This window comes from Brevundimonas sp. G8, from assembly GCF_902506205.1.
Lineage (GTDB): Bacteria > Pseudomonadota > Alphaproteobacteria > Caulobacterales > Caulobacteraceae > Brevundimonas.
Genome location: NZ_LR732816.1, coordinates 1,888,021 through 1,899,995, shown reverse-complemented (window position 1 = coordinate 1,899,995; position 11,975 = coordinate 1,888,021). Strand labels below are relative to the sequence as shown.

18 protein-coding genes are annotated in these 11,975 nt (G+C 66.2%); 7 read left to right on the top strand and 11 right to left on the bottom strand.

The annotated features are described in order from the left end of the window. Positions 1 to 167: 167 nt before the first annotated feature. Positions 168 to 389: a hypothetical protein gene (locus CHRYSEO8AT_RS09270; protein WP_159849368.1), complete on the top strand. Its 222-nt coding sequence runs from the start codon at positions 168 to 170 to the stop codon at positions 387 to 389. Positions 390 to 410: 21 nt separating this feature from the next. Here CHRYSEO8AT_RS09270 and CHRYSEO8AT_RS09265 read toward each other — a convergent pair whose 3' ends face one another. After that, positions 411 to 1,346, bottom strand: coding sequence for an MBL fold metallo-hydrolase (locus CHRYSEO8AT_RS09265; protein ID WP_159849366.1), 936 nt, complete (start codon positions 1,344 to 1,346; stop codon positions 411 to 413). Between the two features lie 89 nt (positions 1,347 to 1,435). Then, positions 1,436 to 2,047 carry a superoxide dismutase gene (locus tag CHRYSEO8AT_RS09260; protein ID WP_159849364.1) on the bottom strand — a complete coding sequence of 204 codons (612 nt, stop codon included), beginning with the start codon at positions 2,045 to 2,047 and terminating at the stop codon, positions 1,436 to 1,438. Positions 2,048 to 2,195: 148 nt separating this feature from the next. Here CHRYSEO8AT_RS09260 and CHRYSEO8AT_RS09255 point away from each other — a divergent pair, with 148 nt between their 5' ends. Further along, complete coding sequence (locus tag CHRYSEO8AT_RS09255; RefSeq protein WP_159849362.1) at positions 2,196 to 2,486, top strand: hypothetical protein; 291 nt, start codon at positions 2,196 to 2,198, stop codon at positions 2,484 to 2,486. Between the two features lie 10 nt (positions 2,487 to 2,496). On the opposite strand, the gene CHRYSEO8AT_RS09250 is transcribed toward CHRYSEO8AT_RS09255, so the two are convergent. Both CHRYSEO8AT_RS09250 and fghA read right to left on the bottom strand, forming a co-directional pair. Further along, positions 2,497 to 2,724 (bottom strand): hypothetical protein, encoded by a 228-nt coding sequence (locus CHRYSEO8AT_RS09250; protein ID WP_159849360.1) that lies wholly within the window; start codon positions 2,722 to 2,724, stop codon positions 2,497 to 2,499. Positions 2,725 to 2,764: 40 nt separating this feature from the next. Next, complete coding sequence (gene fghA, locus CHRYSEO8AT_RS09245; protein ID WP_159849358.1) at positions 2,765 to 3,604, bottom strand: S-formylglutathione hydrolase; 840 nt, start codon at positions 3,602 to 3,604, stop codon at positions 2,765 to 2,767. 81 nt (positions 3,605 to 3,685) lie between these two features. Between fghA and CHRYSEO8AT_RS09240 the strand changes: the two genes are divergently transcribed. Continuing rightward, positions 3,686 to 4,372, top strand: coding sequence for a glutathione S-transferase family protein (locus tag CHRYSEO8AT_RS09240; protein WP_159849356.1), 687 nt, complete (start codon positions 3,686 to 3,688; stop codon positions 4,370 to 4,372). A 52-nt stretch (positions 4,373 to 4,424) separates the two neighbouring features. Continuing rightward, a complete protein-coding gene (locus CHRYSEO8AT_RS09235; protein ID WP_159849354.1) occupies positions 4,425 to 4,715 on the top strand; it encodes a hypothetical protein in 291 nt (96 codons plus the stop codon). Position 4,716: 1 nt separating this feature from the next. On the opposite strand, the gene CHRYSEO8AT_RS09230 is transcribed toward CHRYSEO8AT_RS09235, so the two are convergent. Continuing rightward, positions 4,717 to 5,100 (bottom strand): VOC family protein, encoded by a 384-nt coding sequence (locus CHRYSEO8AT_RS09230; protein WP_159849352.1) that lies wholly within the window; start codon positions 5,098 to 5,100, stop codon positions 4,717 to 4,719. 62 nt (positions 5,101 to 5,162) lie between these two features. Next, positions 5,163 to 6,269, bottom strand: a complete 1,107-nt coding sequence (locus CHRYSEO8AT_RS09225; RefSeq protein WP_159849350.1) for an S-(hydroxymethyl)glutathione dehydrogenase/class III alcohol dehydrogenase — start codon at positions 6,267 to 6,269, stop codon at positions 5,163 to 5,165. A 250-nt stretch (positions 6,270 to 6,519) separates the two neighbouring features. Here CHRYSEO8AT_RS09225 and CHRYSEO8AT_RS09220 point away from each other — a divergent pair, with 250 nt between their 5' ends. After that, positions 6,520 to 7,176 carry a DUF6624 domain-containing protein gene (locus CHRYSEO8AT_RS09220; protein ID WP_159849348.1) on the top strand — a complete coding sequence of 219 codons (657 nt, stop codon included), beginning with the start codon at positions 6,520 to 6,522 and terminating at the stop codon, positions 7,174 to 7,176. Between the two features lie 31 nt (positions 7,177 to 7,207). Further along, on the top strand, positions 7,208 to 7,909 hold the full coding sequence (gene cobB, locus CHRYSEO8AT_RS09215) for a Sir2 family NAD+-dependent deacetylase (protein WP_159849346.1): 702 nt from the start codon (positions 7,208 to 7,210) through the stop codon (positions 7,907 to 7,909). A gap of 61 nt (positions 7,910 to 7,970) precedes the next feature. Here cobB and CHRYSEO8AT_RS09210 read toward each other — a convergent pair whose 3' ends face one another. Beyond that, positions 7,971 to 8,522, bottom strand: coding sequence for an OmpA family protein (locus CHRYSEO8AT_RS09210; RefSeq protein WP_159849344.1), 552 nt, complete (start codon positions 8,520 to 8,522; stop codon positions 7,971 to 7,973). A gap of 227 nt (positions 8,523 to 8,749) precedes the next feature. Further along, positions 8,750 to 9,091, bottom strand: coding sequence for a hypothetical protein (locus CHRYSEO8AT_RS09205; protein ID WP_159849341.1), 342 nt, complete (start codon positions 9,089 to 9,091; stop codon positions 8,750 to 8,752). Between the two features lie 134 nt (positions 9,092 to 9,225). Between CHRYSEO8AT_RS09205 and CHRYSEO8AT_RS09200 the strand changes: the two genes are divergently transcribed. Continuing rightward, positions 9,226 to 9,549, top strand: a complete 324-nt coding sequence (locus CHRYSEO8AT_RS09200) for a hypothetical protein (RefSeq protein WP_159849339.1) — start codon at positions 9,226 to 9,228, stop codon at positions 9,547 to 9,549. Here CHRYSEO8AT_RS09200 and CHRYSEO8AT_RS09195 read toward each other — a convergent pair. The 3 genes from CHRYSEO8AT_RS09195 to CHRYSEO8AT_RS09185 form a co-directional block, all read right to left on the bottom strand. Continuing rightward, entirely contained in the window at positions 9,546 to 9,872 is a 327-nt protein-coding gene (locus CHRYSEO8AT_RS09195; protein ID WP_159849337.1) for a YnfA family protein, read from the bottom strand. The two genes, CHRYSEO8AT_RS09200 and CHRYSEO8AT_RS09195, sit on opposite strands and share 4 nt — an antisense overlap. A gap of 157 nt (positions 9,873 to 10,029) precedes the next feature. Beyond that, a complete protein-coding gene (locus CHRYSEO8AT_RS09190) occupies positions 10,030 to 10,815 on the bottom strand; it encodes an RNA methyltransferase (protein ID WP_159849335.1) in 786 nt (261 codons plus the stop codon). A 5-nt stretch (positions 10,816 to 10,820) separates the two neighbouring features. Beyond that, on the bottom strand, positions 10,821 to 11,840 hold the full coding sequence (locus tag CHRYSEO8AT_RS09185) for a S1/P1 Nuclease (RefSeq protein ID WP_159849333.1): 1,020 nt from the start codon (positions 11,838 to 11,840) through the stop codon (positions 10,821 to 10,823). Positions 11,841 to 11,975 lie beyond the last annotated feature (135 nt).

The window sequence follows — 11,975 nt, the reverse complement described above, 5'->3', positions numbered from 1 at the left end:
AATCCCCGGCTCCGTCGAAACGGATCCATAGAAGGCGGCGCTTATGGCCAGAGGGGCTGGCAGAGTCAAGCCGGACGAGCCGTTAAGCACGATGGAATGGAACGATCACCCGATTCCACCCTTCATCTGACGCAACCGAACACTGCGCGAGGACAAGGAGGAGTGGAATGCAGACTGAATCCAAAAGCTTTCAAACTGGCCTGTCCGATCAGGCAGTGGAAACCCTGAAAAAACAACTGGTCGATCTGGTCGAACCCCTGACCGATCATCAACTGCTGGACCTCGCCGACGGCATCCACGAGATGCTGCGCCAGCGCCGCGCGGTCAGGCAACACCATGCCGAACGCATGAACGAGCGCGTTCGGCAGGGCGTGGACCTGAGGGTCTGACCCCTATCTGGCGGCCTTCCCTTATTCTGAAGGCTGGGCCTCGGAGATGAACATCGCCCGACCCTCGCGCGTGGCGATCTTGCCCAGACCCGGGAAGGGGAAGTGATAGGCGTAGATGTGGGCGCCGGAGTTACGCAGCGCCGTCACCTCGTCCAGCCGCGCCTTCTCGCCCGCCGTTTGGTCGTCGTCATAGCCGACCTTCCAGTCGGGATGCTCCACCGAAAGGATCCAGTGGTGCATCAGGTCGCCGGTATAGAGCAGCTGGTTCTGGCCGTCGGCGATCAGATAGGCGACGTGGCCCGGCGTGTGGCCCGCCGTATCCTGAGACGTGACGCCCGGCGCGACCTCTCCGCCCGGCGAGAACGCCTGGACCTTGGGCGTGATGATCCGCACCAGATCGGCGAGTTCGGGATTGGCGCGCATTGACGCCCACTCCGCCTGCGACAGTCGGATCGCCGCATTGGGGAAGGCCAGGCCGCCGGCGCGGATCAGACCGCCGACATGGTCGGGGTGGCCGTGCGAGATCAGCACGTCGGTGATGGAGGCCGGATCGACGCCCGCCTTTTGCAGGCTGTCCATCAACTGACCCTTGCCCTCGCCCAGGCCGGTGTCGAACAGCATCGTCCGGTCGCCGTTCCTGACCAGCAGCGGGTGGATTTCCAGCATGATCGGATCGGCTGGCTGGCCGGCGGCGGTCAGGGGTGCTGCGACCGCCTGGGGGTTCAGGCCGACGCCGAACACCTTGTTGTCGTTCGGCACGGGGTTTTCGCCGTCGAACAGGGCGATGGCGTCCAGCGCGCCGATCTTGAAGCGATAGACCGGCTTTTCCGCCGGGGCCGCGACCGTCTGCTGCGGCGTCGGCGGGGCGTGATCGCCGGGCTTCTGCTCGTTCGCTGGCTGCTGGCACGCCGCCAGTGTCAGGCAAGCCAAGGCCGCCCCCGTCATCATGATCCGCATCGCAGTCGTCTCCATCTGTAGGACCTGAATCGAAAACGCCCGCCGGAGGTTCCGGCGGGCGTCGTCATGTCTCGATCTTGGGGCCTGCCTTACTTGGCGGCCGCGTACAGTTCGTTGACCTTGTTCCAGTTCACGACCGACCAGAACGACTTCAGATAGTCGGCGCGGCGGTTCTGGTATTTCAGATAATAGGCGTGTTCCCAGACGTCAGCGCCCAGGATGACCTCGCCGCGCTCGTCCACGACATCCATCAGCGGATTGTCCTGATTGGGGGTCGAGGTGATCTTCAGCTTGCCGTTCTGCACGATCAGCCAAGCCCAGCCCGAGCCGAACTGCGCGGCGCCGGCGGCGTTGAAGTCTTCCTTGAACTTGTCCATCCCGCCGAGATCGCTCTCGATGGCGGCGGCGAGTTCGGCCGAGGGTTCGCCGGCCTTATCGGCCGGGGCCAGCAGTTCCCAGAACAGGCTGTGGTTCCAGTGACCGCCGCCGTTGTTGCGGACGGCCTTGGGCGCGGTGGAGATGCTGGTGAAGATCTCTTCCAGCGGCTTGCCCTGCAGACCGGCGTCGGCGTCGACGGCCTTGTTCAGGTTGTCGACATAGGTCTGGTGGTGCTTGTCGTGGTGGAAGGTCATCGTCTCCTTGTCGATGGCCGGCTCCAGCGCGTCATAGGCGTAGGGCAGCGGGGGCAGGGTGAAGGCCATGTCAGTCTCCTGAAGACGGTTTGTTCCTGAACCCCATTTAGGGGCTGTGGCGTCTGACCCAAGCGATTTCGTCGGGTTTTTGTTCAGCTTGGCCATTTGCATTGGCCTACGAGGCGCGCGATTGTCCATACATCAATCGGAGGCTGTCATGTCGCGTATCGGATTCGTCGCCCTGTTGGCGCTCGCCGTTTCAGGAAGCGGTTGCGCTGGTTTCAAGGCGATGGACGAGGCCGCGGCGGATATGGCGAGCCAAACGCCGACCTGCACCCAAGACCCCGCGATCGGCGCGGATAACTATGGCGGCAAGACCTGCCGCGTTAGTCATACGGTCTGGTCTTCGACGACGACTACGGTCGAGGAGACGGGCAAGGCGCCCGTTACGACCCGCACTGTCACGACGCCGTCGGGAACCACGACCGAGATCGTGCCGACGCCCTGACGATGTCCGGTCAGGCGGCTGGCAAGTTCGCCTTCAGGCATTCGCGCACGGCGCGCTTCACGTCGCCAGGCGCATTGGGCTCGTCCACGCCCTCGGCGGCGAAGACGGCGCGGACGGCGGCGTCCAAGCCCTTGGGCAGGGCCTCGATCACCTTCTTCTGGCCCTTGGCGTGCAGGCAATAGCCCACCTCGCGGCACAGGGCGGAAAACATCGGTTCGTAGGGATCGGGAGCGCTCATGGCGCCCCTCTATCACCGCTGGGCGATCAGCGACAGTCGGTCAGCCCTTCAAGCGCTTGGCGTGGAAGGCGACATGGTCGGCGATGAAGCTGGTCATGAAGAAGTAGGAGTGGTCGTAGCCGGGCTGCATGCGCAGGGTGATGTTCTGGCCGGCGGCGTCTGCGGCGGCCTGCAGCAGTTCGGGTTTCAACTGGTCGGTCAGGAAGCTGTCGGCGTCGCCCTGGTCGATCAGGATGTCGTCATAGACCCCGCGTGCCGTGCCGGCGGCGATCAGCTTGGCGGCGTCGTAGCGGTCCCAGGCGGCGCGGTCGTCTCCGAGATAGGCGGTGAAGGCCTTTTCGCCCCAGGCGCATTGGGTGGGGGAGCAGATGGGGGCGAAGGCGGAGACGGACCGGAACAGGTCGGGGTGGTTCAGCGCCAGGGTCAGGGCGCCGTGGCCGCCCATCGAATGGCCGCTGATGGCGCGGGCGTCCTTGGTCGGGAACGCGGCGTCGATCAAGGCGATCAGTTCGTCCGTGACATAGGTTTCCATGCGGAAATGCGCCGCCCAGGGGGCTTGCGTGGCGTCCAGATAGAACCCAGCGCCCTGGCCCAGGTCATAGGCCGGATCGTCGGCGACGCCGTCCCCGCGCGGGCTGGTGTCCGGGGCGACGATGATGAGGCCGTGCTCGGCGGCGGCCTTATAGGCGCCGGCCTTGGTGGTGAAATTGTCCTCTGTGCAAGTCAAACCCGACAGCCAGATCAGGACCGGGAACGGCCCCTCGCCCGCCGGCATGAAGACCGACAGGGTCATGGGCGTGCCGGTCGTTGTGCTGTCGTGCTTCAGATAGCGGAGGGTTCCGCCGTGGACGATGTGGGTCTTGGTGGTCTCAAAGGTCATGAGGACTGGCTAGTCCACCTCGCCGTTGCCCGCAACGCGCAAGCCTGACACCTTGGGCGCCTGATCGGACAGGAGGGTCGCATGATCACCGTCACCGCCTTCAAATGGGTTCCGCCCTTCGCCGCCGGTCAGGTGCGCGACCACCGGGTGCGATGGATCTTGAACGAGGCGGGCTGGCCCTATGAAATCCGGCTGCTGGACGCGGTCGATCAGAAGTCGACCGACCACAGGGCGCGCCAGCCGTTCGGTCAGGTGCCGACGGTGGAAGAGGACGGTCGACCCCCGATGTTCGAGAGCGGCGCCATCGTCTGGGACATCGCCGAACGCGCCGGCGTGCTGATCCCGCCCGATCCGGTGATGCGGGCGCAGGTTCTGGGCTGGTACTTCGCGGCCCTGAACAGTGTCGAAGGGGCGTTGGCGAATGTCGCGGAGGCCGAGTTTTTTATGCCCGACGAGGCGACCAAGGCGGTGCGGCGACCGCAGGTCGTGCCCTTTGCGGAGCGGCGCCTGGGCGAGCTTCAGGTGGCGCTGGGCGACCGGAACTGGCTGGTCGGGGAAGACTTCACGGTCGCGGACCTGATGATGAGTTCGGTGCTGAAGATCGCCGCGTCGCTGAATCTGCTGGAAGCGTTTCCCGCGCTCCAGGCCTACTATGATCGCTGCCTGGATCGCCCGGCTTACAAGAAGGCGGTCGCCGATCAGTGCGCGACCATCGCCGCCCACGGGCCACGCGATATGCGCTATCGCGAGGCCCAGGCGGCCGGTTGACCGTCGCCCAGGCGTCGTTCGCCAAACGGTTCAAGGATGATAGGCTGACCGCATGACGCGAACGATCCTTGTTGCCGCGCTTGCCCTGCCCGTCGGCGCACTGATCGCCCTGAGCATTCGCGCCGTGGCGAAGGCGACCAATCCGGATGGCGCCAACGTCCTGATCTTCAACGGCGTGCGGGCCGCCCTCGCCGGATTGCTGGCCGCCGCCAAGATCAGCCTAGGCGCGACGGGTCAGGCCTCATGGCCGATGGCGATCGGCCTGGCCTTGCTGCCTGGCCTGCTCGCCTTCTGGTTCGTGCGCCGCGCCATCGTCGGCGCGAGACACGTGCGAGACCGCTAGGTCAGCCGACCCGGTGCATCGCCACGATCTTGTTGCCCGACGGATCGCGCAGATAGGCCAGGATCATCGGACCGAACGGGCTTTGGCGCTCGCCGGGAGGATCCTCGATGGCGTGACCGCCGGCGGCGACACCGGCGTCATGGAAGGCCTGGACCATCTCGGGCGTCTTGGCCGCGAAGCCGATGGTGCCGCCGTTGGCGTGGCAGGCCGGGTCGCCGTCGATCGGCGCGCCGACCCCAAAGGAGCCGCGAAGGGTCCGCCACCAGTAGCGGCCCTTGGGATCCGGCCCCTGCCCCGCCTCGACGCCCAGAGCGCCGAGCGCCGCGTCATAGAATTTGCGCGACGCCTCGATGTCGTTGGCGCCGACGGTGACGTGGGTGAACATGGCGAACCTCCCGATTTCCAGTCCGTTTCTTTAAACAACGAACCGTGGGGCGCGCAAGTCGATCAGAACACGACCACGCTGCGGATGCTCTTGCCCTCGTGCATCAGGTCGAAGGCCTTGTTGATGTCTTCCAGGCCGAAGGTGTGGGTGATCATAGGGTCGATCTCGATCTTGCCGTCCATGTACCAGTCGACGATCTTGGGCGTGTCGGTGCGGCCGCGCGCGCCGCCGAAGGCCGAACCGCGCCAGACGCGGCCGGTGACCAACTGGAACGGGCGGGTGGCGATCTCCTTGCCGGATTCGGCGACGCCGATGACGACGCTCTCGCCCCAGCCGCGATGGCAGGCCTCAAGCGCCTGGCGCATGACGACCGTGTTGCCGGTGCAGTCGAAGGTGTAGTCCGCGCCGCCGTCGGTCAGTTGAACCAGATGCGCCACGACATCCGGCACATCCTTCGGATTGACGAAATGGGTCATGCCGAAGCGACGGCCCCATTCTTCCTTGTCAGGGTTGATGTCCACCCCGACGATCATATCGGCGCCGACCATCTTCAGACCCTGAATGACGTTCAGGCCGATGCCGCCCAAACCGAAGACCACGGCGTTGGCGCCCGGCTCGACCTTGGCCGTGTTGACGACTGCGCCGACGCCGGTGGTCACGCCGCAGCCGACGTAGCAGGCCTTGTCGAAGGGCGCGTCCTTGCGGATCTTGGCCACGGCGATCTCGGGCAGGACGGTGAAGTTCGAGAAGGTCGAGCAGCCCATATAGTGGGCGATGGCCTGACCCTTGTAGCTGAAGCGCGAGGTGCCGTCGGGCATGACGCCCTTGCCCTGGGTCGAGCGGATCGAGGTGCACAGGTTGGTCTTGCGCGACAGGCACGACTTACACTGGCGGCATTCCGGCGTGTACAGCGGGATGACGTGATCGCCGACCGCGACCGAGGTCACGCCCGGCCCGACCTCGACCACCACGCCGGCGCCCTCATGCCCCAGGATGCTCGGGAAGATGCCCTCGGAGTCCAGACCGTCCAGCGTATAGGCGTCGGTGTGGCAGATGCCGGTGGCCTTGATCTCGATCAGCACCTCGCCGGCGCGCGGCCCCTCCAGATCGACCTCGACGATCTCGAGCGGGCGTTTGGCCTCGAAGGCGACGGCGGCGCGGGTTTTCATGGCGAGGGCTCCTTGGTTTGCGCCTGTTTCTCACGAGCGACGCAGGGAAGGCCAGCCCGTCCGCCGATGAAGGCCACTGAATTTTTTTGAGTGCACTTTCGTGCAGATTTTTGAGACTGGTTCGCAGGGACGCGCGACGTTTGATGTGTAGAGGACGACGGCGTCAGGATCGGACGTGTCCTGGCACACGACAGACTTGCATCATTCACGCGCGACAATAGTCTGACCCGGCAACGGAGAGACGCCTTTCATGCTGGCCTGGTTCCTTGTCGCTGCCTTGGGTTTGACCGATCTTTCCCCCGCAGCAGAGGCTGCGCTTCGTCCTCTGACCGAAGCCATCGCGACCGCACGCGCCAAGCAGGCGGCCCTGCCGGAGAACCCGATACCCAGGGAAAGACTGGAGCTGGCGCTGACCCTTGATCAGGAGCCGTTGAAGGCGATGCACAGCGTCGATCTGTCGGCCCTTTCCGAAACGGATCGCCTTGCCGCGCAGGCAGAGGCCAAGGCGCGAGTGGACGCCATCAGCGACGAGACGGTGGCCACGGTTCTGTCGCTGGTCCCGCCCGAGGGCTGGTTCTCCAATGTTGCCTACGGCCAGGATGCCGCGACAGGAGCCTTCCTGGTCATCCAGCACGCCGACACGGCGTTGCAAAAACGCTTCCTGCCCGCGCTGGAAGCGATGGCCGAGCGGGGCGAGGCACTGAAATGGCAGTATGCGATGATGTACGACCGCATCGCCGTCGCCGAGAACCGTACGCAGCGATACGGCACCCAGATGCAATGCGTCGCCGGACGTATGGTCCCGTCGCCTACGGAAGACCCGGAACGGCTGGAACAACGCCGCGCGCCAATGGGTTTTCGCTGGCCGGACTACGCCGCCTATCTGGCGAACTTCGGCGCTTGCTGAACGCGCTACAGGTCGGTCAGGAGATCGCGCCATGAACCTCGTCGTCCTGACCGGCGCCGGCATATCGGCGGAGAGCGGCGTGCCGACGTTTCGGGCGGACGACGGGCTGTGGTGCGGGCATCGGGTCGAGGATGTGGCGACGCCGCAGGGGTATGCGGCCGATCCGGCACTGGTGCAGGACTTCTACAATCAGCGGCGGCGGCAGTTGGCGGATGTTCAGCCCAATGCGGCGCATTGGGCGCTGGCGGAGTTGGCGGCGCGGTGGGAGGGGGACTTCCTGCTGGTGACGCAGAACGTCGATGATCTGCACGACCGGGCGCATGCGCAGACGCCGCCCGGCGCCGGGTTCAAACTGATCCATATGCATGGCGAACTGTTGAAGGCGCGCTGCACCCGGTCGGGCGTGGTGATGGACTGGACGGGCGACATGGCGGCGGATCAGGCCTCGCCGCGTCATCCGCAGGGCCTCATGCGGCCGCACATCGTCTGGTTCGGGGAAATGCCGCTGGAGATGGAGCGGATCGAGGCGGCGCTGGAGGCCTGCGACCTGTTCGTCTCCATTGGCACGTCCGGGGCGGTCTATCCGGCGGCGGGCTTCGTCCAGGCGGCGCGGCATGCCGGGGCGAGGACAGTGGAGATCAATCTGGAGCCCACGCAAGGCGCGCGCCTGTTCGACGAAGGCGTCTATGGGCCGGCGACGCAGGCCGTTCCGGGCTTCTTCGACAGTCTGTAAATACAAAAACGGCGACCGCTGTGAAGCGGCCGCCGTTCGGGTCTTTCGAAGTCGAGGCGGGTTAGGCCAGGACGACGATGGTCACGCGGCGGTTCTGCGAACGGCCTTCGGGCGTGTCGTTCGAGGCCACCGGCTGTTCCTGACCATAAGAGATGGTCGCCATGCGGTTCAGGGCGACGCCCTGACGGTTCAGGAAGCGACGCACGGCCTCGGCGCGTTGCTCGCCCAGCTCGTCATTGTGCTGGGGCGTGCCGGTCGCGTCCGTATAGCCTTGGATTTCGAGATAGACGTTCTTGTTCTCGCCAGCCAGACGCTGGGCGAACTGGGCCAGGCGTTGCTCGGCCTCGGGCGACAGAGCCGCCGCGTCGGTGGGGAATTTCACGGAATCGTCCGACAGCACGACCTGATAGAGGAACTTGCCCTCGGCCAGTTTGTGCGCGTCGTTGGCGCGCTGGAGCGCCTGGCCCGCCGTGCCTTCGACGCCGGTCACGCGGGTATCGACGACTTCCACCTGATCACGCACGAAACGATGGCTGGCGCAGCCGCTGGCCGCAAAGCCGAGGGCGATGAGGGCGCCGCCGACGACCGCCGTCCTGAGTTTCGATCTGCTCAAGTTCTGTCTCCTTCTTGCCGGGAGCGCCACACCCGTTTTTGCGCAAGATGAAGGTGGCGTAGGAGACAAGGCGGAGTAATGACGTGCTTTGGGCAGGATCATGTCAGCTTGGCCATAAAAACATGGGGTATTTCGCGTTATTCTTGCGCCAACACGGAACCCGGCGCCGAGATCAACCGTTGCGCCGCCGACGGTCGAGGCCGGAGGGCGGGCAGGCTGATCTATCGCTAATCTGAAACGCCGCCCGGTTGTATTCGGCTCAGCGCCACTTTCCTGACGCGACCGAATGTTTTCAACAGGGCCTGATGTTTTTTACAGGCATTCTGTTCTGATGACCATGCGACGCGGTGTTCAACAGTCATCACTGATAGGCGATTGAGCGCCGGCCGATCACGGCGCCGGGCACGACGCTGGGCGCTGGCGGCGACGCCGATTCTGGTCGCCCATGCCGGGCTGGCCCTGTTGATGACCGCGCGTGCGACGCCTGAGCCGGACGTGTCCGAGCCGCCTTTGGTGATGGTCGAACTGGTCGAGCCTCCTCCTCCCCCGCCGCCGCCCGCACGGGTCATGGCCCCCGATCCCTCGCCCAAGCCGGATGCGCCGGCCGCCGCGGCTCAGGCACCGTCATGGCTCCTGCGATCTGTGCGGCGGCGGGTCGGGCGGAACCGGCTCAGGCTCCGGGTCGGGCGGCGGATCGTGCGACATGGTGCGCTGGGTCCAGGACGCGGTGCGCGACGACCAGGCGGTGCGACGCGCCGTCATCGACGCCTCGCAGGACATGGACGCCAACGGACGCGCCATCCTGGTCTGGAACGGCGACTGGCTGCAGAGCCGCAATCAGTCGGGCAAGGGCCTGGCCGGCGTGCGTCAGGCCATCGCCCTGGAAGTCGCCTTCGCCCCGGCAGAGTGCAAGAACCAGCGGATGAGCGGCCTGGCGGTGCTGAAGCTGGAAGACCGGGCGGGTGGCGCGCAGCTGGCGTTGGGCAAGGGCAGCTGGCGCTGGTCGGACCTGCTGGGGGCGGGTTAAGCGGCTCTCGGCCCGAACAGAATGATCCCCGCGCCGACCAGGCAGACCAGGCCGCCCAGCACGTCCCAGCGATCCGGCGTCGTCTTCTCGACCACGGCCATCCAGATCAATGAGGCGCAGATATAGACCCCGCCATAGGCCGCGAAGGCCCGGCCCGCCGCATCGCTGGGGACCAGGGTCAGCAGCCAGGCGAAGGCGATCAGGCAGACGACGCCCGGCGCCAGCCACAACGGCGAGCGATCCAGCTTCAGCCAGGCCCAGAAGGCGAAACAGCCGCCGATCTCCGCCAGCGCCGCGAGGGGGTATATGAGGGCCAGCTTCATGAGGGTTTCCTACGCGGTCCTTTCCACCTCCGTCATCCTCGGGCTTGACCCGAGGATCGGGCGTCGTTCGGACTGTGCTTTGATGGAGACGCAAGGCAGCGGATGATCCGATCCTCGGGTCAAGCCCGAGGGTGACGGAGAAGGAGAGACAAAACTCCTATTCGCCCGCCTTCGCTTTCGCCGCCCGCTCAGCCGCCAGCTTGGTCAGCACCCGGCCGCGACCACGCGACAGGGCGTGGATGGCGCCGCGCATGGTGGCGACCTCCTGTTCGGAGAAGGCGGCGCGGCCCAGCATGACGCGCAGGTTCTGGCTCATCGAACGCTTCTTCTCGGGCGGATAGAAGAAGCCGCCGTTTTCCAGCTCTTCTTCCAGATGTTCGTACATGCCGACCAGAAGCTCGTTGGACGCCGGCGGCTCGCTGTCGCGGAAACGCGGCGGCGGGGCGTCCAGGATCAGGGTGCGCCACTCATAGGCGTTGATCGCCACGGCCTGGGCCAGGTTCAGCGAGTGGTGCCGGGGGTCGATGGGGATGGTGACGATGCCTGCGCACAGGGCGATGTCGGTCGTCTCCAACCCCGCACGCTCGCCGCCGAACAAGAGGCCGGTCTTCAGGCCGGAAGCGGTGTCGTCATAGAGGACGCGGCTGGCCTCGCGCGGGGTGCGGACCGGCTGGCGCGTCTCGCGCGGGCGGGCGGTGGTGGCGAAGACGGTGTTCAGGTCGGCGACTGCCTCGGCGACGCTGTCGAACACCCGCACGCCCTCCAGCACCCAGTCGGCGCCCGACGCCATGGCCCAGGCCCGTTCCTGGGGCCAGCCGTCCCGGGGCGTGACCAGGCGCAAATCCGTCAGGCCGAAGTTGGCCATCACCCGCGCCACGGCGCCGATGTTCTCGGCCATCTGCGACTTGTCGAGGATGACGGCGGGGGGAGTGAGGTCAGACAAGGAAATCAGTCCTCGCCCACCATGGCGATCCAGGGGTCGGTGGTTCCGGCCTCGACCTCGGCGACCTTGACGGCGGGCCAGCCGATGGAGGCGCTGCCCGAGGCGGTCCAGGCGGTGACGATGAAGTCGCGCAGTTCGCCGGCACCCGCCGCCAGACGTTCGTTGACGAAGGCCGCGCCGCGCGGATCGGCGTCGCGGAAACCGCCGGCCTTTTCCAGCCGATAGAAAGGGATCACCGTGCCGAGCGTCGTGGTCAGATAGGAAACGGTGCGCGCCTTGACGTCGAAGCCGTCCAGATTGGCGGCCGGCATGGCGGCCTCGACCGCGTCCAGACGGGCGACGCGGTTGGTGAACTCGCCCTCGAACAGGGCGTGGGTCTGACGCGAGTTGGTGAAACCTTCCGGGTTCGGGAAGTCGCCCCAGCCGTTGTAGTGGATGCTGGTGTGATGCGGCTGGGAGCCGTCGCCGACATAGTGGCCCATCACGCCGATGTCGCGCAGGATCAGGGCCTCGCGGCGGATGCGGTCGGCGCGGTACCAGGCCTGGCGCTCCATATTGGTCTCGCGCTTTTCGGCGGCGTTCAGCACGCGCCAATAGGCGAAGTCGCGGCCCAGCTGCTGCCAGCCGTCGATCATGGCGTAGGGCAGATAGCCGGCGTCGTTGACGTCCAGACCGGCCTTGGTCAGGGCGGCGTCATATTCCGATTTCAGGCGCGGCAGGTCGGCGAGGCTCATGCCGCGCTGGTCGAACACTCGGCCCTGATCGTCCATGTCGATGAAGTGGGCGGTATCGCGCTCGCGGTCGTGCGGCTGGCCGGCGCCCTTCCAGCGGTCCGGCTCGCGCGCCAGCTCGCCCACGTCGGCGATGGCGGCCGGGGTGCGCAGGAAGGCGGGCAGATCATCGGGCAGGGCCCGCATCGCCGCCACGCCGATCAGGCGGTGGCCGGTATTGCCCCAGGCGGTGACGGTGACGGCCGGCGCGGCGACCGCGATCAGGGCCAGGGCGGCGATGGCGAGACGTTTCATGAAGACGAACCTTTGGAGCGATCACGTCCGTCTAACGTATCCTTGATCGCGCCTCCAGCGTCGAAGACTGGCGATCCGGGCGTCAACGCCTAGGTTATGAAGGCTCCCCCCTTGTCTTATCCAGGCTCCACATTC

What these genes read in the sequence shown, in the direction of transcription:
- CHRYSEO8AT_RS09270 (WP_159849368.1), top strand. Translation starts at nt 168, where the DNA reads ATGCAGACTGAATCCAAAAGCTTTCAAACTGGCCTGTCCGATCAGGCA.
- CHRYSEO8AT_RS09265 (WP_159849366.1), bottom strand. Translation starts at nt 1,346, where the DNA reads ATGCGGATCATGATGACGGGGGCGGCCTTGGCTTGCCTGACACTGGCG.
- CHRYSEO8AT_RS09260 (WP_159849364.1), bottom strand. Translation starts at nt 2,047, where the DNA reads ATGGCCTTCACCCTGCCCCCGCTGCCCTACGCCTATGACGCGCTGGAG.
- CHRYSEO8AT_RS09255 (WP_159849362.1), top strand. Translation starts at nt 2,196, where the DNA reads ATGTCGCGTATCGGATTCGTCGCCCTGTTGGCGCTCGCCGTTTCAGGA.
- CHRYSEO8AT_RS09250 (WP_159849360.1), bottom strand. Translation starts at nt 2,724, where the DNA reads ATGAGCGCTCCCGATCCCTACGAACCGATGTTTTCCGCCCTGTGCCGC.
- fghA (WP_159849358.1), bottom strand. Translation starts at nt 3,604, where the DNA reads ATGACCTTTGAGACCACCAAGACCCACATCGTCCACGGCGGAACCCTC.
- CHRYSEO8AT_RS09240 (WP_159849356.1), top strand. Translation starts at nt 3,686, where the DNA reads ATGATCACCGTCACCGCCTTCAAATGGGTTCCGCCCTTCGCCGCCGGT.
- CHRYSEO8AT_RS09235 (WP_159849354.1), top strand. Translation starts at nt 4,425, where the DNA reads ATGACGCGAACGATCCTTGTTGCCGCGCTTGCCCTGCCCGTCGGCGCA.
- CHRYSEO8AT_RS09230 (WP_159849352.1), bottom strand. Translation starts at nt 5,100, where the DNA reads ATGTTCACCCACGTCACCGTCGGCGCCAACGACATCGAGGCGTCGCGC.
- CHRYSEO8AT_RS09225 (WP_159849350.1), bottom strand. Translation starts at nt 6,269, where the DNA reads ATGAAAACCCGCGCCGCCGTCGCCTTCGAGGCCAAACGCCCGCTCGAG.
- CHRYSEO8AT_RS09220 (WP_159849348.1), top strand. Translation starts at nt 6,520, where the DNA reads ATGCTGGCCTGGTTCCTTGTCGCTGCCTTGGGTTTGACCGATCTTTCC.
- cobB (WP_159849346.1), top strand. Translation starts at nt 7,208, where the DNA reads ATGAACCTCGTCGTCCTGACCGGCGCCGGCATATCGGCGGAGAGCGGC.
- CHRYSEO8AT_RS09205 (WP_159849341.1), bottom strand. Translation starts at nt 9,091, where the DNA reads ATGACCCGTGCGGGCGGCGGCGGGGGAGGAGGAGGCTCGACCAGTTCG.
- CHRYSEO8AT_RS09200 (WP_159849339.1), top strand. Translation starts at nt 9,226, where the DNA reads ATGGTGCGCTGGGTCCAGGACGCGGTGCGCGACGACCAGGCGGTGCGA.
- CHRYSEO8AT_RS09195 (WP_159849337.1), bottom strand. Translation starts at nt 9,872, where the DNA reads ATGAAGCTGGCCCTCATATACCCCCTCGCGGCGCTGGCGGAGATCGGC.
- CHRYSEO8AT_RS09185 (WP_159849333.1), bottom strand. Translation starts at nt 11,840, where the DNA reads ATGAAACGTCTCGCCATCGCCGCCCTGGCCCTGATCGCGGTCGCCGCG.